The organism is Nonomuraea sp. NPDC050227 (assembly GCF_044459705.1).
GTDB lineage: Bacteria > Actinomycetota > Actinomycetes > Streptosporangiales > Streptosporangiaceae > Nonomuraea.
In genome coordinates this window covers 838812-855392 of record NZ_JBITJF010000002.1, presented here as the reverse complement: position 1 = coordinate 855392, position 16581 = coordinate 838812, and the positions used below count along the sequence as shown (strand labels likewise).

The following is a 16581-nucleotide window of genomic DNA, read 5'->3' as shown; positions in this document are numbered from 1 at the left end:
GGAGACGATCTGCACATGCAATACCTGATCTCAGTGATCGACGACAGGACCAATTCGGCCACCCCGGAGGAGCACGCGGCGATCGACGTGTTCAACGAGCGCCTGCAGACCCAGGGCCACTGGGTCTTCGCCGGCGGCCTCGCCGCGCCCGCCACGGCCACCGTCATCGACAACCGGGGCGCGGAGGCGATGGTCACCGACGGGCCCTTTCTGGAGTCCAAGGAGTACCTCGCCGGCTTCTGGATCATCGAGGCCCCCGACCTCGACGTGGCGCTCCGGCTCGCCGCAGACGGGTCGAAGCACTGCAACCGCAAGGTCGAGGTGCGACCGTTCCTGTGACCGACGTCCGCGAGGCGGTCGCCCGGGCCCACCACGAGGAGTGGGCCCGGGTGGTCGCCGCCCTGACCAGGCGCTTCGGTGACCTCGACATCGCCGAGGAGGCGGCCGCCGAGGCGTTCGCGACCGCCGTCGAGCGGTGGCCGGCCGACGGCGTGCCGCCCAACCCGGGCGCCTGGCTGACCACCACCGCCAACCGCAAGGCCATCGACCGGATCCGGCGCGAGAGCAAGCGCGACGACAAGCACAGGAAGGCTCAGATGTCCCACGACGACCCACCCGAGCCTGCCGGCGCCATCGACGACGACCGGCTCCGGCTGATCTTCACCTGCTGTCATCCGGCGCTGGCGATGGAGGCCCGCGTGGCGCTGACGCTGCGCCTGGTCGCCGGCCTGACCATGCCCGAGATCGCCCGCGCCTTCCTGGCCCAGGAGAGCGCCGTGGGGCAGCGGATCACCCGCGCGAAGGCCAAGATCAAGGCGGCGCGCATCCCCTATCGGGTGCCGTCCGCCGAGGATCTCCCGGCGCGCGTCTCCGGCGTGCTCGCCGTGCTGTTCCTGGTCTTCAACGAGGGCTACCTGGCCACCGGCTCCGGCACCGATCCCGTACGGCACGAGCTGACCGCCGAGGCGATCCGGCTCACCCGCCTGATCCGCGCCCTCCTGCCGGACGACGGCGAGGTGACGGGGCTGCTGGCGCTGATGCTGCTCATCGAGGCCCGCCGCCCCGCCCGGGTCTCGGCCGGCGGCGAGCTGGTCGCGCTCGACGAGCAGGACCGCGGGGCCTGGGACGCGGCGCTGATCGCCGAGGGCCACCGGCTGGTGCGCGAGCGCCTGGCCGCGGCCGCCGCCGGGGTGGCGCCTGGCCGCTACCAGATCCTCGCGGCGATCAACGCCGTGCACACCTCCGCCCGCGACATGCGCGACACCGACTGGTCGCAGGTCCTCGCCCTGTACGACCAGCTCGTCCGCCTGGACCCCTCGCCGATCGTCGCGCTCAACCGGGCCGTCGCGGTCGCCGAGCTCGACGGGCCCGAGGTGGCGCTGGCGGCCGTCGACCCTCTCGGGGACAGGCTGGCCGGGTACCACGCCTACCACGCCACCCGCGCCGACCTGCTGCGCCGGCTGGGCCGCGGCCAGGAGGCGCGCGCCGCCTACGACAGGGCCATCGACCTGGCCGGCAACACCGCCGAGACCGCCTCGCTGACCCGCCGCCGCGACCGGCTGCGGCCGGGGTGATCAGGCGGCCTTGCCGCGGACGATGTAGAGCTTCATGTCGGTGAAGTCCAGGGTGAGGTTGTAGGGCTTGAAGAAGCAGTGGGCGAAATGGCCGATCCCGTCGAAGCCCGACCCGTAGGGCCAGGGCACGTTGACCGGCATGTTCGGGTCCGCCTCGCAGTAGACCCGCTGGGCGACGGCGTCGCCGAGCCGGAGCTCCTCCGGATAGCAGGGGTGGGTGATGGTCGGGTGGCTGTGGGCGAACGTCTCGATCGGGCGGTCGAGGTCGACCCGGACCCCCAGACGTCTGGCCACCTCTCCTGGCATGCCCGCGGCGATCTCGCCGACCCCGCCGAGATTCACGCCCACCACCCGCGGACCGGACCCCGCGATGCTGCCCACGCTGTGCACGTCGTGGTCACGGGACAGCCACATCGGCAGCGGCTCGGAGCCCGCCCGCGCGGCGGCGGCACGTGCCTCCCTGGCCGTCTCGGGGGTGCGGCGGCGCAGGATGAGGTGCCGGCCCGCGTAGTCGAACGTGGTCAGCAGGTGGTAGAAGAGCCACGTGCCGATCAGGCCGTCGCCGTCGGTGCCGACGTCCGCGCCGGACTCCGTAGACGACCAGCCGACGGGGACGTTGCGCAGTTCGATGCCGCCCAGCCTGAAGGAGTCCAGCATCCCGTAGTGCACCCAGATGGGCGTGCCCTCGAAGTCGGTCTTCTGGCTGACGACGGCCTTCAGCCCCGCCTCCTTGGCCGCCGACGCGGTCAGGCTCAGGTTCGGGGCACCGGTGTAGAACGTGAAGCGCTTCGCCGGTCCGCCGTTGACCGAGGCCTCCACCAGCGGCCGCGGGTCCATCTGCAGGAACCGCACCCGGCCGACGTCGCCCTTGATCTGGTACGCCTCCCCGCTGATCGCCGCGAACCATGTGGCGTAGTCCTCCGCGCCGGCCGCCTTCCAGCACGGAACGGAGAGGGCGAACTTGTCCTGCCGGATGTAGCAGTCGCCCAGGAGCTCGTTGGCCTCCTTGTCGCCGGGCGCCAGGCGGACGGCCGTCTTGAGGTATTTCTCGGCTTCGGGGAACCGGTTGGACAGCAGCGCGACATGGCCGCGCCGGCGGGCCGCGTGCAGGTTCCCGGGGTCCTTCTTCAGGATCTCCTCGTATGCGCGGCCGGCCTGCTCGAACTTCCCGGCCTTGAACAGCGCGTCGGCGTCGCCGCCGTCGGCCAGCGCCGTGGCCGCCCCGTCCAGCAGCGGCGCCGTCGCGGCGGCGCCGGCCAGCACGGCGGCCCCCCGGAACAACGAACGCCGGTCCCATCTCCCGTCATCGGCCGAAGCCTTCTCGCTTTCCATGACCCCCAGTCAAGGGGGACGGCTGTTGCCGTGAGGTATGCGTTTTTCGATACGCCCGCGATACACCCGGGCGCGGCGGCCGGTCCTGCCACAATCGTCGGATGCGTTTGTGGACGGTGCAGCACCGGGCGGTCCTGGCCACGCTGGAGGCCGGCGGCGAACTGGCCGGCGACTGGGCCCGCCTGTCGATCCCGTCGTACCGGCCGGTGTACGAGGCGATGGTGGGGGAGATGGCCAGACGGGGCCTCGACTGCCGGGGCCGTCCGCCGGTGTGGGCGTGGCCCGGCCCGGACACCCGCGACGCCACGGTGGCCGTGACCGCCGAGTCCCTGCTCTGCCCGCAGACCGAGGAGGAGTACGCCCGTTACGTCGTCCTGGACCTGGACGTGCCGGACGACCTGGTCCTGCTCAGCTCGTACGGACGCTGGAACGACTTCATGGAGGCGGTCCTGCTGGGCGCGGGCCCGGCCGCCATGGACTGGTCGATCGGCGAGGAGGAGGTCGCCGGTGTGCAGGCGTGCCTGCCGTACGTGCCGGCCGGGTGCGTGCTCGGCGCCCGCCCTCTGGAACCGTTCGACGAGTCGCTGGAACCCACTGCGTGACGCGACGCCCCGGCGGAACGGCTCGCCGCCGCCGGTCAGATCACCAGGCCGCCGGAGACGCGCAGGTTCTGGCCGGTGATCCATTGGGCGTCGGGCCCGGCCAGGAAGGCGACGACGTTGGCGATGTCCTCCGGACGCCCCAGCCGTTGCAGCGGCGTCAGGGCCACGGTGTGCTCGATGGCCTGCTCCAGGTGCTCGCCGGCGGCGGCACGCATCATGTCCGTGTCGGTGGCGCCGGGGGAGACGCTGTTGACCGTGATGCCCCTGGGGCCGAACTCGCGGGCCGCGACCGCGGTGATCGACTCCAGCGCCGCCTTGCTGGCGAAGTACAGGGCCAGGCCCGCCACCGCGCCGCTGGAGGAGATGTTGACGATCCGTCCGCCGTCACCGAGCCTTTCCGCGGCGGCCTGCATGACGAAGAACGGGCCCTTGGTGTTGACCGCCATCACCTCGTCGAAGTCGCTCTCGACAGCGTCGCGGATGTCTCCCATCGGGTTGATCGCCGCGTTGTTGACGACCACGTCCAGACCGCCCAGGCACCGGTCGACCTCGCCGAAGAGGTGCTTGAGGTCTTCCAGGCGTCCCTGGTCCGCCCGTACGGCGATCGCCCGCCCGCCGAAGGCCGCCACCTCGGCCACCACCGCCTCGGCCGCCGCCTGGTCGCGGTGGTAGGTGAACAGCACCGCCGCGCCCTCGCGGGCCAGCCGCACCACGATCGCCCGCCCGATTCCCCGCGATCCGCCGGTGACCAGGGCGTTCTTGTTCTCCAGCGTCCCCATGTCGACTCCTCGCCGTCGGCGGCTCCCCTGCTGGGAGCCGGTCACAGCGAAGTCGGAGCGGCGGCGCCGGTCTCGACGTCCGCGCGGGAAAGAATTCCGGCCTGCCCGGCCGTACGGCCCCCAGCGGTGCTGAGGGCCGTCAGAAGCGGCGGATCAGACGCCGAACGCCGCCGCGTAGCGGATGACGCCGTCCGGGACCGGCCGCTCGGGGTCGAGGGCGAGCGCCATCATGTACTTGTCCTCGACCTCGAACGGCGGCCGGATGCCGAAGCCGGAGGCCGGGGTGAAGCCGAACCGCGGGTAGTACTCGGCGTGACCGAGCACGACCACCAGGTTCTCGCCCTGCTCACGGGCCGCGCGCAGGGCGGCGCGGATGGCGGCGGAACCCGCGCCCTGTCGCTGGCGTCCGGGCCGGACGGCGCACGGGCCCAAGGCGACGGCGGGGGAGTCGCCGACGTGGCAGCGGGTGAGCAGCGCGTATCCGGCGAGCTCGCCGCCGGGTGCCTCGGCCAGCCAGGCCAGGCCGGGCAGCCACGCCTGCGGGTCGGCCCGCAGCGCCTCGACGAGGTCGGCCTCGTGCGGGCCGGGGAAGGCCGAGAGGTTGATCTCGCGGACGACGGCGGCGTCGGCGGCGTTCTCGGGACGGGTGATCCAGGTAGAGGTCATGATCGGGTTCGTCTCCTTGTCCTTCTGCGGATGCGGGACCTGGCCGGTGTTCGTGGCGGACGGAACGGACGGGCGGGGGACGCCGCCGGTCATGACTGCCGGTCCCGGAACCTGTAGGTGGCGCGCAGGTGACCGGTGATGGCCTTCTGGTGGTTGACGCGCTCGTCGCGCAGCCGGGCGTCGGTCCGCGAGGCCGCCCAGGCGTTCTCCCGTTGCAGCTTCCGGTAGCTGCGCAGGCGGCGTCCGGACAGCTCACCCGACTGGATGGCGGCCTGGACCGTGCATCCCGGCTCGGTGTCGTGGGCGCAGTCGGCGAAACGGCAGAGCGCGGCGAGCTCTTCGATCTCGGCGAAGACCTGCTCCAGACCGTCGGCGGCGTCGTGCAGGCTGATCCCGCGCAGGCCGGGCGTGTCGATGAGGACCCCGCCGCCCGGCAGGGGCAGCAGCTCGCGGCGGACGGTGGTGTGGCGGCCCTTGCCGTCCTGCGCCCGCACCGTGCCGGTGGCCAGCAGGTCCGCGCCGAGCAGCGCGTTGCCGAGGCTGGACTTGCCCGCGCCCGAGGGGCCGAGCAGCACGGTGGTGCCGCGCACCAGCGCGGCCAGTACGTCGATGTCACGACCGGTGGCGGCGCTGGTGACGAGGACGTCCACGCCGGGCGCCAGCGCCACCAGCTGCGGCTCGGCGCCGGGGCGCAGCGCGGCCCAGTCGCCGGTGCACGGCGTCAGGAGCGGGTCGGGCGGGTGCGGCGCGGCGAACGTGGCCCGCGTCGGGCCCTCGGCGGTGACCGCCGTGCACAGGCCGCGATCGACCCGGGAGATCCGGGCCGGGACGAGGCCCGCTTCGTAGTGTTCGGTGAAGGTTCGGTCGAGTGTGCCGGTCCACCCGTACCGGGACAGGCCGGATGGATCGGTGTACGTGTGTGACAACGTGAGACCCTTGCGGAGAAGGGGCCCCGACGAGACGTGGACGTCACCCCGCCTGATTCATGGCAGGGAGAGGAAGTGGGTCAGACCGGGGCCCGGGACGTGAGGTCGGTCCGGGTGCTGCACGGGGCAGCGGTCTTCACCGCGGTCATCGAACCTCACCTCCCTTCCACACAGATCCAGTGCCGAACGGACGGCAGCCTAGCAGCTGTCCGGACACCGGGGTTCACTCCTCCTGGCGGAAGATGATCGCGGTGCCCGACGCGGCCTCGGCGGGCACGAAGATCTCCTGGCGGCCGGTCACGCGTACCGGCACGTCGTTGTCGCGCAGGTGCTGTCGCGTGGCGGTGATGTCACGCACCGACACCGTGCAGGCGACGAACGCGGGCAGGGCCGCGGGCTGCTCACCAGGCAGCAGGTCGCCGAGCGTCGAGGCGGTGACGACGGTGACGTCCGCCCGGTCGAAGACGTGCGGACGACCGTCGCACGCCTGCCCGAAGTAGGTGGCATAACGCCGCATCAGCGCGGGGAGCGCCTCGTCGGCGACGCACAGCACACATTCGACCAGCCCGGTGGCGCCGTTGGGGTGGACGGTGTGCGGCTGGACGCCGCGCGGTCGGGCCGGCGCGTTCTCGGCGAATCCGATCCTGCCTTCCGGCACGCGCCCGGCGGGCAGGCCGGGTGCGGAGATCTCCAGGTATCGGACCGGTTCCATCGTGGTGCCGGTGCGGGTCTCGACGGGGCGCTGCACGGCGTGCACGCCGGCATGGTCGACGCCGGCCGCGGTCAGTCCCGCGGCGATGACGTCGATGTCCGGCGTGTCGGCGATCATGATGTGCAGGCCCTGGAACCGCTGCAGGAACGACGCGATGTTGGCGGTGGTGGCGCCGACGGCGGCCAGAAGTCCGGGCAGCCTGTCGTCGGGCACCCGCAGCGGGATCGGCCGGGCCGCGCCGGGCAGGTGGCCGGCGTCGTCGATCACGGCCACCAGCTCGATGAAGTTGCGCGGGAACTGCACGTGCGCGTTGGCCACGCCGAACGGCTCGGCGGCTCCTCCGGCGACCCGCGGCAGCATGGGGTAGGTGGGTGCGGCGACGGTGAAGCCGAGTCGGCGGTAGGTGTTCATGGCCTGGGTCATGTCGTGCACGATGTGGCCCACGTGGTGCAGGCCGGTGATGTCGTCGCCCATGGTGAAGAGCCTCCATGCGTGCGGTCCTGGGGCGTGTTCACCCCGATCGGAGATTTTGAGAGTACACTATCGTTTGATAGCAGTCTCTCATTATTGCTTCGGTAGAGTGTCCCGCATGGGAGAGGGCGGGCTGCGCGAACGCAAGAAGGCCAGGACACGGGAGACGATCCTGCGCGAGGCGTTCAGGCTCTTTCGTGAGCGGGGCTACCACGCCACCACCACCGAAATGATCGCCGAGGCCGCCGAAGTCTCTCCGGCCACCTTCTTCCGCTACTTCCCGACCAAGGAGCATCTGGTCGTCCTCGACCGCTTCCCGCCGCTCATCGAGGCGTTGGCCGCTCAGCCGCCGAGCGCCCCCGTCCCCCTGCTGCGGGGTGCCTTCCGCGCCGCCTTCGCGTCCCTGTCGCCGGAGGAGATCGCCGCCGGGCGCGCCCGGGAGGTGTTCGCGGTCACCGTGCCCGAACTGCTGGCCGCCAACGTGCGCAGGAGTCCCGGCCTGATCGCAGAGGTCCGCCGGCTCGTGGCGGACAAGTCCGGCTGCGCTCCTGACGACCCGCGCGTCCGCGACGCGGTCGGCGCGGTCTTCGGGATCGTGGCCATGATCTGGATGCAGTGGGCCCACGATCCCGGCCTGGACGGCCCGGCCGAGATCGACACAGCACTGGCGCACCTGGAAGCCGGCCTGAACCGCGCCTAGATCGGCTGCCTGCTTCGTGCGGTGGAGTCGGCGCCGGCCCGCTCGGCCGACGGGACTACGCGGGGCGCCGGCGCGGCGGCCCGGAGCGCAGCTGGGTGACGATCTCGGCGGCGAGGTGGCGGGCGTTGTGGCCGGCGCCGATGAGGGTGTCGGAGGCGGGGCCGGTCCAGTCGCCGTAACCGTGCAGGTGCAGGCGGGGCTCGGCCAGGACGCGGGTGCCCGCGGTGGCGATCACGCCGCCGGGGCCGCGCAGCCGCAGCGGGGCCAGGTGGTGGAGAGCGGGACGGAAACCGGTGCCCCACACGATGGCGTCGAAGGCCGCCGCGCTGCCGTCGGACCACGTCACCCCGTCGGGGGTGATCCGGGTGAACATGGGCTCGGCCTTGAGCACACCCCGGTCACGGGCCTCGCGCACGGGCGGGACGGCGATGATGTCCCCCAGGTCGGGGATGTCACCGGGGTCCCGCCCGGCCAGGACGGCCCGGTGGCGGCGGGCGGTCAGGGCGAACACGGCGCGGCCGTCCAGCTCGTCGGGCATCAGCCGGGGCGGGCGCGACGTCGCCCAGGCGACCTCGGTGACCCGCGACAGGTCGGCGAGGATCTGCGCGGCGGAGTTGCCGCCGCCGACGACCAGCATCCGGCGGCCGCGGAAGGGCTCGGGGCCGCGGTAGCCGGCGGTGTGCAACTGCTCGCCGCGGAAGTCGCGGATGCCGGGATAGTACGGCACGTACGGCCGCCACCAGGTGCCCGTGGCGCTGACGACGATGCGGGCGTGCCAGAGACCGGCGGCGCTCTCCACGGCGAGGCGGTCGTCGGCCCGCCGCACGGCTCGCACCGCGGCGGGCCGGACGATCGGCAGCCGGTAACGCCGCTCGTAGTCGGTGAAGTAGGAGACGACGTGGGGGGCGTCCGGGTAGCCGTCGCCGGGGGGAGTCGGCATCATGCGGCCGGGCAGCGAGCTGTGCCGGGCGAGGGTGAACAGGCGCAGCGACGGCCAGACGTGCCGCCACGCGCCGCCGGGGGCCTCCTGGGCGTCCAGGATGACGAAGTCGGCGCCGGCCCGGCGCAGGTGGTATCCGACTCCCAGTCCGGCCTGGCCGGCACCGATGACCACGACGTCGGCCAGGTGCGGGGTCCCGGTCATACGACACTGTCGGGGGCGGCCATGACACGGCTCCTTAATTCGATGTCAGTCGAAATTATAGATCGTCGCAGAAGGTGCGAATCTCGGTCATCGGTGCGGTGACTATCGTTGCGGGAACCGGCACCCTCGCCGTTAGCGTCGGCGCAGCGGTCGGCGGCCTCATCGCCGATCCCTGTCGAACGGAGCATCCGTGATGAACGTCGATGTGATCGTCGTGGGAGCCGGGCCGACCGGGCTCATGCTCGCCGCAGAGCTGGGCCTCGCAGGGGTGGCGGCCGTGGTCGTCGAACGGCTTCCCCGGCGCAGCGGGCAGTCCAAGGCGCTCGGCATCCAGCCCCGCTCCGCGGAGGCGCTGGAGTCACGCGGTCTCCTCGAACCCCTCATGGACCGGGCGATCCAGCGGGTGCCCGGCGGGCATTTCGCCGGGCTCCGACTGGACTACACCGCCTGGGACACCCGGTATCCGTACTCGATCGGCATCCCCCAAGGGCGCGTCGAGGCGCTGCTGGAGGAGCGGCTCGGCGAGCTGGGCGTCCAGATCCTGCGCGGGCACGAGGTGACCGCGCTGTCGCAGGACGCCGACGGGGTCGAGGCGACCCTGCTCGGGCCCGCGGGCGTCAAGTCGCGGCTCGCCGCGCGTTACCTGGTGGGCTGCGACGGCGGCCGCAGCACCGTCCGCGAGCTGCTGGGCGTCGGCTTTCCCGGCCTGGACGGCAGGCTGCTCTCGGTGGTCGCCGACATCACGATCGCCGACCCGGACGGCGCCGTGCCGGAGACCTGGACGCTGCCCGTCATGACGCCCGACAAGACCGGCAAGGGCTACATCGCGCCCATCGGCGATGGCGTGCACCGGTTCCTGTTCTACGGGGCCGAGCAGCAGGCGCTGTCCCGCGACACCCCGATCACCGAGGAGGAGGTGCAGCGGGCACTGCGCAACGAGTTCGGCCCGGGGGTCCGGCTGACGGGCGTCCGGTGGGCGTCCCGGTTCACCGACGCCTCGCGGCAGGTCGAACGGTACCGGCACGGCCGGGTCCTGCTCGCCGGTGACGCCGCGCACATCCACTCGCCCATGGGCGGGCAGGGGCTCAACCTCGGGCTGCAGGACGCGTTCAACCTGGGCTGGAAGCTGGCGGCCGAGATCGGCGGTTGGGCGCACGAGGGGCTGCTCGACAGCTACCACTCCGAACGGCATCCGGTCGGCGCGCGCGTGCTGGCCAACACCCGGGCGCAGGCGGTGCTGATCGTGCCCGAGGAGGAGAACCTGGCCCTGCGCGACATCGTCGAGCAGCTCGTACGGGTGCCCGAGGCCAACCGGATCGTCGCCGGCATGATCTCAGGGCTGGACATCCGCTACGACCTGCCCGGCCGCCGCCATCACCTGCTGGGACGCCGCGTCCCCGACCTCGACCTGGTGACGTCGTCCGGGCCCGACAGGGTGGCGCGGCTGCTGCGCGACGGCCGCGGCCTGCTGGTGACGACCGCCGACGAGGCGGCGTTCGCGCGGGCCGCCGGGCCGTGGTCGGCCAGGATCGGCCGGGTGCACGCGCAGGCGGAGTTCGGGGCGGACGCCGTCCTGGTACGGCCCGACGGCCACGTCTGCTGGGCCGGTTCCGTCACCGACGTCTCCGGCCTCACCGACGCCCTGACGCGGTGGGCGGGCGCTCCCGCCGGTGAACGTCCCTGAACGATCATCGGTCGCGCGCGGCCTTGACCGCCACCGGCACGATGGCCAGCGCCAGAACGCCGCCGCCGACGGCGAGGAGCGGGTAACCGGCGACGGCGACGACGAGGCCCGAGGCCATGCCGCCGGCGGCGCCGGCGATCGCGATGGAGACGTCGACCCAGCCCTGGGTCCTGGCGCGGGTGGCCGGCGGGACCGCGTCGGTGATGATCGCGGTGCCGGAGACGAGGCCGAGGTTCCAGCCCAGCCCCAGCAGCGCGAGGGCCACCGCGTACCCGGCGACGGAGTCGTCGGGGGCGACGGCGGCGAGCGTTCCGGCGGCCAGCAGGACCAGCCCGGAGGCGGCGGCGACCGCGAGCGGGCCGTGGCGGTCCACGAGCCGGCCGGTCAGCGGCGAGGGCAGGTACATCGCGCCGATGTGGATCGCGATGACCAGGCCGGACGCGGCGGCGCCGGAGCCGCTGTCGTGCATGTGGACCGGCGTCATGGTCATGATCGCGACCATGACGACCTGGGCGAGCACCATGACCAGCGCACCGGCCGGCACGCCGGGGCGGCGCCGCGCGGCGTCCGGACGCGGCCGGCCGGCGGCGTCCACCGGCGCGGCGGCGAGGTCGGCTTCGAGTGCGCGGGCCAGCAGGAGCGGGTCGGGACGCAGCCAGACGGCCAGGACCAGGGCGGCCAGCGCGTAGGCGACACCGGCGAGCAGGAACGGCCCGGCCAAGTACGGGACGCCGAGGACGGCCGCGAGGCTGCCGGTGGGCGCGGCCAGGTTGGGCCCCGCCACGCCGCCCAAAGTGGTGGCGACCAGCACGGTGGACACCGCGGCCGCCCGGCGTGCGGGGGCGGCCAGGTCGGCTCCGGCGTAGCGGGCCTGGAGGTTCGTGGCGGTGCCGGCGCCGTACAGGAAGAGGGAGAGGAACAGCAGGCCGGGGTGGCCGGCGACGGCGGCGACGATGACGCCGCCGCTGCCGACGGCGCCGGCGAGATACCCCAGGGCGAGGCCGGGGCGACGGCCGCGGGCCTGGGAGAGGCGCCCGACGGCGACGGCCGCCAGGGCGGAGCCGGCGGTGCCCACGGCGCTGGGCAGCCCGGCCAGGCCGGTGGAGCCGAGCATGTCCTGGGCGAGCAGGGCGCCGACGGTCACGCCGGCCGCCAGCCCGACGCCGCTGAGGACCTGGGCGATGACCAGGACGATCAGGGAGCGGCGCTGCGCCTCGACGCGCGGGACGTCGTCTGCCCGGACGGGCACGTTGGTCGTCACGAGAGAGCTCTTTCGAAGAGGGGTTGCATCGACGGCGTGGCCCGGGCCCGCAGGCGTGGTCAGGCCCGGTCGCCCAGGTCCAGGCGGTCGAGCAGGCCGCCGGCCGTGAAGGCGGCCACCAGGTCGTCGCGGCCCTCGGTGAAGTGGGCCCAGCTGTCGTAGTGCACGGGCACCACCCGGCGGGCGCCCAGGATCCGGGCCGCCTCCACGGCCTGCGCGCTGTCGAGCACGATCAGCCGCCCGTCGAACAGGACGGAGAACCGGGGCCCACCGGCGAAGAGCACGGCGGTGTCCACCGGGCCGAACCGGCCGGCGATCTGCCGGACCGCGTCCAGCGAGGCGTTGTCGCCGCTGACGTAGACCGTGGGCAGGCCCTCCCCGGTCAGGACGAACCCGACGACCTGGCCGGTGATCGGTTCGACCTCCTCGCGCGGGCCGGGGCCGTGCACGGCGGGCACGCCGGTGACGGTGATCGTGCCGCCGTCGCGGCGGTCCAGCTCGATCGACTCCCAGTCGGCCAGGCCCCTGGCCGTGCCGCCCAGCCGCTGCCCGCCCCCGGGCGTGGTGAGCGTGAGCGGGACGTCGGCCAGCAGGGCGCGGCCCGCGTGGTCCAGGTTGTCGGGGTGCTCGTCGTGGGAGAGCAGGACCACGTCGATGCGGCCGAGGTCGGCGGGCGTGGCGGACGGGGGAGCCGTCTTGGTCAGCCGGCCGCCCGGCACGTGGTAGTCGCCGGGGGCGTCGAAGGTCGGGTCGGTCAGGAAGCGCAGGCCGCCGTACTCGAACAGGGCGGTGGGACCGCCCAGGACGCGGACGGGGATCTGCTCGATGGGCGCGCCGAAAATGGCCATGCGAATTCCTCACGGATGGAGAGCAGTTTATCCGTGATGACGGTAACGGTGTCTCACGGACGAGCGCAAGCCGTACCATGAGACACATGAGCGAGACGCCGACCGCCGAGTCCGTGCTGCCGCCCGCGCCGGGGGCGGAGGACCACCTCGCCCTCGACTTCGTCAACAGCGCCATCGCGCTGCCCGGCGGGCAGTTCGTCGACCTGCTCGGCACGCCCGCGGCGACGAATCGCTGGCTCACCGAACGCGGCCTCGCGCCGGCCGACGCCGGGGTGCAGGAGATGTGCGCGACGCAGCTGCGCTCGCTGCGCGAGCACGTCAGGGCGTTGTTCAGCGCGCGGGTCGCGGGGCTGCCCGTCCTGCCCACGGCCCTGTCCGCCGTCAACGACGCGCTGAGCAAGGCCCCCACCGCCGCCCTGCTGTACTGGGACGAGAAGAACGGCCCCTACCGCGCGACGCCGTGCCCCACCAACGAGATCCTCGACCGCGCCCTCGCCACCCTGGCCGCCAACACGGCCGACCTGCTCACCGGCCCCGACGCCGAACGCCTCACCGGCTGCGGATCTCCGCCCTGCAACCGCTACCTGCTGCGGCACGGCCGCCGCCACTGGTGCTCCACGCGGTGCGGCGACCGCGCCCGCGCCGCCCGCGCCTACGCCCGGCGCACCCAGCCCACTCCCGGCTGACGGCCCGCGCCGGTGTGGCGCACGTCACATGTTCAGCTGTCACAGGACGCGGGTCTCCGGCATCTCTTGGTCGAACCACTGAGAAGCAAGGAGCACATCATGGAGACCCGCCTCAACCTCTTCGGCAGCCCGGTCGTCGCCAAGGCCCTCGGACACTACGGCGCAGCGGCCCCGGTGCTCATCCAGGAGTCGGCGTTGCCGGCCACGACCCAGAACCTGGTGATGCTGCGCGCCAGCCAGATCAACGGCGACGGCTACGCCACCGACGTCCACGGCACGAACGCCGCGCACGCCGGTGAGACCGTCAAGCGCCTGAACCTGGTCGCCACGTGGCGCGAGTCGACGGTGTTCACCGACGCCGAGCGGGCCGCCCTGGAGCTGACCGAGCAGGGCACCCGCATCGCCGACGGCGCCGGCGGCGTCACCGACGAGGCATGGGCGAACGCCGCCGAGCACTACGACGACGACCAGCTCGCCGCCCTGGTGGCGTTCATCGCGCTCATCAACGCCACCAACCGCTTCGCCGTCATCAACCGGCAGCGCGGCGGCGCCTACCAGCCCGCCGCCCGCTGAACGACCCCGGCGACGCCCCCGACGACGCCCCCGCGCCCGCTACCGCCGGCCGGGGGCGTCGCCGGCGGTCTGGGTGCGGTCGATGATGTCCAGGACGGCGTTCCTCGTCTCGCGGAAGGCGGCGGCGGTGTCGTCGGCGGCCGCGGTGACGGCCTGGCCGGCGGGGACGATCGCCGGTTCGAGCAGCAGGGCCACGGCGTCGGCGAGGACGTCCGCGGGGTCGCCGGCGCTGGGCGGCGCGGAGTCCGGGACGGACATGGCGGTGCCGAAGCCGGTGAGCAGGGCGTGCATGGCGTAGGACTGGTCGGCCAGCGGGCGGTCCTTGCGCAGCAGCCCGTGCCGGCGCAGGACCGGCATGACCGCCTGGCACATCGCGCTGGGCCGGGTGCGGTCGAACAGGTCGCGGTCGCCCGTCTGCTCGGTGAGCAGCCGCACCAGGTCGGCGTCCTTGGTGGCGAGGCGGCGGGCCAGCGGGGAGCTCAGCCCGGTGCGGACCAGCAGCGGAGCCAGGTGGCGCGGCAGCACGGCGGCGGGGTCGGCGGTGATGCGGGCGATGACCGCCTCCAGGAAGGCCAGCAGCTCCCGGGCGAACAGGCCGAGGACGAGGTCCTCCTTGGTGGGCCAGTACAGGTAGACGGTGCCCTTGCCGACCCCGGCCGCCGCGGCGATCTCGCTGACGGTGACCTTACGCACGCCGTGGTCGGCCACCAGCTCGCGCGCGCTGTCCAGAATGCGGGCGGCCTTGTGCGAGTGGTGTTCGATCAGGCGGCTCACTGCGCTGTCCTCCGGGTCGTGGGGCAGGATCTTCGGTTGTGCGTCAGAGGGCGGCGACGTCGAGGTTCTTGGCCCGCATGTCCTTGTTGTTGAGCATTCTCCTGCCCATGGCCCTGCCGACGCCCGGCATCCGCATCAGGCGCATCATCCCAGCTCTCAGCAACTGCTCCTTACGGTCGTGCGGGGTGAAGATGCGCCGCCCGGGCAGCGCGCTCTCCTGCTGCAGGCGGACGAACGGCCGCATCCGCGCCTCCCAGGCCCGCAACGCCCCGGGCAGGTCGCCGGGGTGGCGTTGCAGCATGGTGCCCAGCAGCTCGCCGCCGGCCATGCCGCTGGAGGCGCCCATGCCCGCGTACAGGGTGACGCACCAGGCGGCGTCGCCGACCAGGACGACCCGGCCACGGCGCCAGCGCGGCATCCTGACCTGCTGCACCGAGTCGAACAGCGCGTCGGGCGCCTGCTCGTAGCGGGTCAGCAGCCCCTCCAGCAGGGGGCCGGCGGGTTCGGGGCCGAAGGCGGCGCGGATGGAGGCGACCGGCGGGCGGCGGAACTCGGCGTCGGCGTCGGCGGTGCGGTAGGAGAACAGCACGCTCGGGGCGTGGTCGGCGAACGGGAAGGCCCACACCGAGCGGCCCGGCTCGGCCAGGACCAGCCCCTCGTGCAGGCCGAAGCCGTCGACCGGGCCGTCGAGCACGGTGGCGCCGACCATGTAGCCCATCGGGTGCAGGTACTCCTCGTCGGGGCCGAAGACGAGCCGGCGCACCGTCGAGCGCAGGCCGTCCGTGCCGATCACCAGGTCGAAGCGCTCGGTCACGGTGGCGCCGGACGCGGTGTCGCGCAGCGTCACCTCCGCCGCCGCGTCGTCCTGGGTGATGCGGGCGGGGACGGTGGAGTAGCGGATCTCCACGTCGTCCGGCAGCGCCGCGAACAGGCCGCGCTCCACGTCGCCGCGCAGCAGCGGCCGGGGCCCGCCGGGGAGGAGGGAGGGGTTCATCCCGGGACGCCGGCGCCCCGCCCGGTCCACCTCGTAGCTGGTGACATGGGGGCCGCTGCGGTCGCCGATGGCCTCCAGCACGCCCAACCGCCCGGCCGAGGCGATGCCGGCGCCGAACAGCATGATGAAGTAACCGCCGGAGCGGCGGGCAGGCGCCCGTTCCACCACCACCGGCTCCCAGCCGATCTGGCGCAGCCGCAACGCGGTGGCGATCCCGGCGATCCCCAGCCCGACCACCAGCGCCCGGCCAGTCGTCCCGCCCGCATTCGTCATGGCGCACTCCTTTCACGAGCTTCCCTGAGCATGCTAGCGAACGAACTGACCAAAACGGTTCTGTTGGTCAGTTCGCACGAGCGGGCCAGGAAGGCGGAGGAGCGCGGCGCGGGCGCGTCAGGCGACCGCGGTGCCCTCCAGCTCGACCATCAAGGTGGGGATCGCCAGCCGTGTCACGCCGAGCATCGTGGTGGCCGGCGCCGCCCCGGCGGCCCCCAGCCTCGCCGCCAGCACGCCGTAGTGCTGGAAGAGCAGATCCACGTCCGTGGTGTAGACGTTGAGCCGGACGAGGTCCGTCAACGACATGCCGGCCTTCCCCAGGACGGCCTCCAGGTTGTCGAGGCTCAACGCCAGCTGCGCCGCCAGGTCGCCGTCATGCCGGGGCGTGCCGTCGTCGCCCGTCGCGGTCTGCCCCGAGCAGTACAGGGTGCGGGTCTGCCCGGAGACCAGCTCGCCCTGGTTGAACCCCATCTCGACCGACCAGGTGACCGGGTTGATCGCCGTTCGTTCCAGTGTCATGTCAGCTCCGTTCGATGTCACGTTCTTCGACGTCATGGTGATCAGCCTCCCAACGAATCACGA

Annotated in this window: 18 protein-coding genes; 7 read left to right on the top strand and 11 right to left on the bottom strand. The window is 73.2% G+C overall.

Annotated elements, in window-relative coordinates; genetic code table 11:
- Nucleotides 1–15 precede the first annotated feature (15 nt).
- On the top strand, nucleotides 16–339 hold the full coding sequence (locus ACIBK9_RS11265; protein WP_397157158.1) for a YciI family protein: 324 nt from the start codon (nucleotides 16–18) through the stop codon (nucleotides 337–339).
- Nucleotides 336–1574: an RNA polymerase sigma factor gene (locus ACIBK9_RS11260; RefSeq protein ID WP_397157156.1), complete on the top strand. Its 1239-nt coding sequence runs from the start codon at nucleotides 336–338 to the stop codon at nucleotides 1572–1574. The genes ACIBK9_RS11265 and ACIBK9_RS11260 overlap by 4 nt, the downstream gene beginning before the upstream one ends.
- Here ACIBK9_RS11260 and ACIBK9_RS11255 read toward each other — a convergent pair whose 3' ends face one another.
- Complete coding sequence (locus tag ACIBK9_RS11255; RefSeq protein ID WP_397157154.1) at nucleotides 1575–2906, bottom strand: tetratricopeptide repeat protein; 1332 nt, start codon at nucleotides 2904–2906, stop codon at nucleotides 1575–1577.
- A gap of 101 nt (nucleotides 2907–3007) precedes the next feature.
- On the opposite strand from ACIBK9_RS11255, the gene ACIBK9_RS11250 reads away from it, so the two are divergent.
- The gene (locus ACIBK9_RS11250) at nucleotides 3008–3508 is read left to right on the top strand and encodes a hypothetical protein (RefSeq protein WP_358287193.1); all 501 of its coding nucleotides are present in this window, start codon (nucleotides 3008–3010) and stop codon (nucleotides 3506–3508) included.
- Between the two features lie 35 nt (nucleotides 3509–3543).
- On the opposite strand, the gene ACIBK9_RS11245 is transcribed toward ACIBK9_RS11250, so the two are convergent.
- The 4 genes from ACIBK9_RS11245 to ACIBK9_RS11230 all read right to left on the bottom strand — a co-directional run bounded on the left by ACIBK9_RS11245 (nucleotide 3544) and on the right by ACIBK9_RS11230 (nucleotide 7065).
- Entirely contained in the window at nucleotides 3544–4287 is a 744-nt protein-coding gene (locus ACIBK9_RS11245; protein WP_397157152.1) for a glucose 1-dehydrogenase, read from the bottom strand.
- Between the two features lie 153 nt (nucleotides 4288–4440).
- Entirely contained in the window at nucleotides 4441–4953 is a 513-nt protein-coding gene (locus ACIBK9_RS11240; RefSeq protein WP_397157577.1) for a GNAT family N-acetyltransferase, read from the bottom strand.
- Nucleotides 4954–5042: 89 nt separating this feature from the next.
- Nucleotides 5043–5879: a ribosome small subunit-dependent GTPase A gene (rsgA, locus tag ACIBK9_RS11235; protein ID WP_397157150.1), complete on the bottom strand. Its 837-nt coding sequence runs from the start codon at nucleotides 5877–5879 to the stop codon at nucleotides 5043–5045.
- 223 nt (nucleotides 5880–6102) lie between these two features.
- Entirely contained in the window at nucleotides 6103–7065 is a 963-nt protein-coding gene (locus ACIBK9_RS11230) for a VOC family protein (protein ID WP_397157148.1), read from the bottom strand.
- A gap of 115 nt (nucleotides 7066–7180) precedes the next feature.
- On the opposite strand from ACIBK9_RS11230, the gene ACIBK9_RS11225 reads away from it, so the two are divergent.
- A complete protein-coding gene (locus ACIBK9_RS11225) occupies nucleotides 7181–7762 on the top strand; it encodes a TetR family transcriptional regulator (RefSeq protein WP_397157146.1) in 582 nt (193 codons plus the stop codon).
- 55 nt (nucleotides 7763–7817) lie between these two features.
- Here ACIBK9_RS11225 and ACIBK9_RS11220 read toward each other — a convergent pair whose 3' ends face one another.
- On the bottom strand, nucleotides 7818–8906 hold the full coding sequence (locus tag ACIBK9_RS11220) for an ArsO family NAD(P)H-dependent flavin-containing monooxygenase (protein WP_397157144.1): 1089 nt from the start codon (nucleotides 8904–8906) through the stop codon (nucleotides 7818–7820).
- A gap of 193 nt (nucleotides 8907–9099) precedes the next feature.
- Here ACIBK9_RS11220 and ACIBK9_RS11215 point away from each other — a divergent pair, with 193 nt between their 5' ends.
- Nucleotides 9100–10590: an FAD-dependent monooxygenase gene (locus ACIBK9_RS11215; RefSeq protein WP_397157142.1), complete on the top strand. Its 1491-nt coding sequence runs from the start codon at nucleotides 9100–9102 to the stop codon at nucleotides 10588–10590.
- Between the two features lie 4 nt (nucleotides 10591–10594).
- Here the strand turns inward: ACIBK9_RS11215 and ACIBK9_RS11210 are convergent, their stop codons facing one another.
- The gene (locus tag ACIBK9_RS11210) at nucleotides 10595–11851 is read right to left on the bottom strand and encodes an MFS transporter (RefSeq protein ID WP_397157140.1); all 1257 of its coding nucleotides are present in this window, start codon (nucleotides 11849–11851) and stop codon (nucleotides 10595–10597) included.
- 59 nt (nucleotides 11852–11910) lie between these two features.
- Entirely contained in the window at nucleotides 11911–12699 is a 789-nt protein-coding gene (locus ACIBK9_RS11205) for an MBL fold metallo-hydrolase (protein WP_397157138.1), read from the bottom strand.
- An 86-nt stretch (nucleotides 12700–12785) separates the two neighbouring features.
- Here ACIBK9_RS11205 and ACIBK9_RS11200 point away from each other — a divergent pair, with 86 nt between their 5' ends.
- Nucleotides 12786–13385 (top strand): CGNR zinc finger domain-containing protein, encoded by a 600-nt coding sequence (locus tag ACIBK9_RS11200; protein ID WP_397157136.1) that lies wholly within the window; start codon nucleotides 12786–12788, stop codon nucleotides 13383–13385.
- A 99-nt stretch (nucleotides 13386–13484) separates the two neighbouring features.
- A complete protein-coding gene (locus ACIBK9_RS11195; protein WP_397157134.1) occupies nucleotides 13485–13958 on the top strand; it encodes a carboxymuconolactone decarboxylase family protein in 474 nt (157 codons plus the stop codon).
- Nucleotides 13959–13997: 39 nt separating this feature from the next.
- On the opposite strand, the gene ACIBK9_RS11190 is transcribed toward ACIBK9_RS11195, so the two are convergent.
- The 3 genes from ACIBK9_RS11190 to ACIBK9_RS11180 form a co-directional block, all read right to left on the bottom strand.
- The gene (locus ACIBK9_RS11190) at nucleotides 13998–14732 is read right to left on the bottom strand and encodes a TetR/AcrR family transcriptional regulator (protein WP_397157132.1); all 735 of its coding nucleotides are present in this window, start codon (nucleotides 14730–14732) and stop codon (nucleotides 13998–14000) included.
- Between the two features lie 43 nt (nucleotides 14733–14775).
- The gene (locus ACIBK9_RS11185; protein WP_397157130.1) at nucleotides 14776–15999 is read right to left on the bottom strand and encodes an FAD-dependent monooxygenase; all 1224 of its coding nucleotides are present in this window, start codon (nucleotides 15997–15999) and stop codon (nucleotides 14776–14778) included.
- 117 nt (nucleotides 16000–16116) lie between these two features.
- The gene (locus ACIBK9_RS11180; RefSeq protein WP_352362696.1) at nucleotides 16117–16512 is read right to left on the bottom strand and encodes a RidA family protein; all 396 of its coding nucleotides are present in this window, start codon (nucleotides 16510–16512) and stop codon (nucleotides 16117–16119) included.
- Nucleotides 16513–16581 lie beyond the last annotated feature (69 nt).

Coding starts and splice junctions, on each gene's coding strand:
- ACIBK9_RS11265 (WP_397157158.1), top strand. CDS start 16: ATGCAATACCTGATCTCAGTGATCGACGACAGGACCAATTCGGCCACC.
- ACIBK9_RS11255 (WP_397157154.1), bottom strand. CDS start 2,906: ATGGAAAGCGAGAAGGCTTCGGCCGATGACGGGAGATGGGACCGGCGT.
- ACIBK9_RS11240 (WP_397157577.1), bottom strand. CDS start 4,953: ATGACCTCTACCTGGATCACCCGTCCCGAGAACGCCGCCGACGCCGCC.
- ACIBK9_RS11215 (WP_397157142.1), top strand. CDS start 9,100: ATGAACGTCGATGTGATCGTCGTGGGAGCCGGGCCGACCGGGCTCATG.
- ACIBK9_RS11225 (WP_397157146.1), top strand. CDS start 7,181: ATGGGAGAGGGCGGGCTGCGCGAACGCAAGAAGGCCAGGACACGGGAG.
- ACIBK9_RS11230 (WP_397157148.1), bottom strand. CDS start 7,065: ATGGGCGACGACATCACCGGCCTGCACCACGTGGGCCACATCGTGCAC.
- ACIBK9_RS11185 (WP_397157130.1), bottom strand. CDS start 15,999: ATGACGAATGCGGGCGGGACGACTGGCCGGGCGCTGGTGGTCGGGCTG.
- ACIBK9_RS11220 (WP_397157144.1), bottom strand. CDS start 8,906: ATGACCGGGACCCCGCACCTGGCCGACGTCGTGGTCATCGGTGCCGGC.
- ACIBK9_RS11245 (WP_397157152.1), bottom strand. CDS start 4,287: ATGGGGACGCTGGAGAACAAGAACGCCCTGGTCACCGGCGGATCGCGG.
- ACIBK9_RS11205 (WP_397157138.1), bottom strand. CDS start 12,699: ATGGCCATTTTCGGCGCGCCCATCGAGCAGATCCCCGTCCGCGTCCTG.
- ACIBK9_RS11195 (WP_397157134.1), top strand. CDS start 13,485: ATGGAGACCCGCCTCAACCTCTTCGGCAGCCCGGTCGTCGCCAAGGCC.
- ACIBK9_RS11250 (WP_358287193.1), top strand. CDS start 3,008: ATGCGTTTGTGGACGGTGCAGCACCGGGCGGTCCTGGCCACGCTGGAG.
- ACIBK9_RS11200 (WP_397157136.1), top strand. CDS start 12,786: ATGAGCGAGACGCCGACCGCCGAGTCCGTGCTGCCGCCCGCGCCGGGG.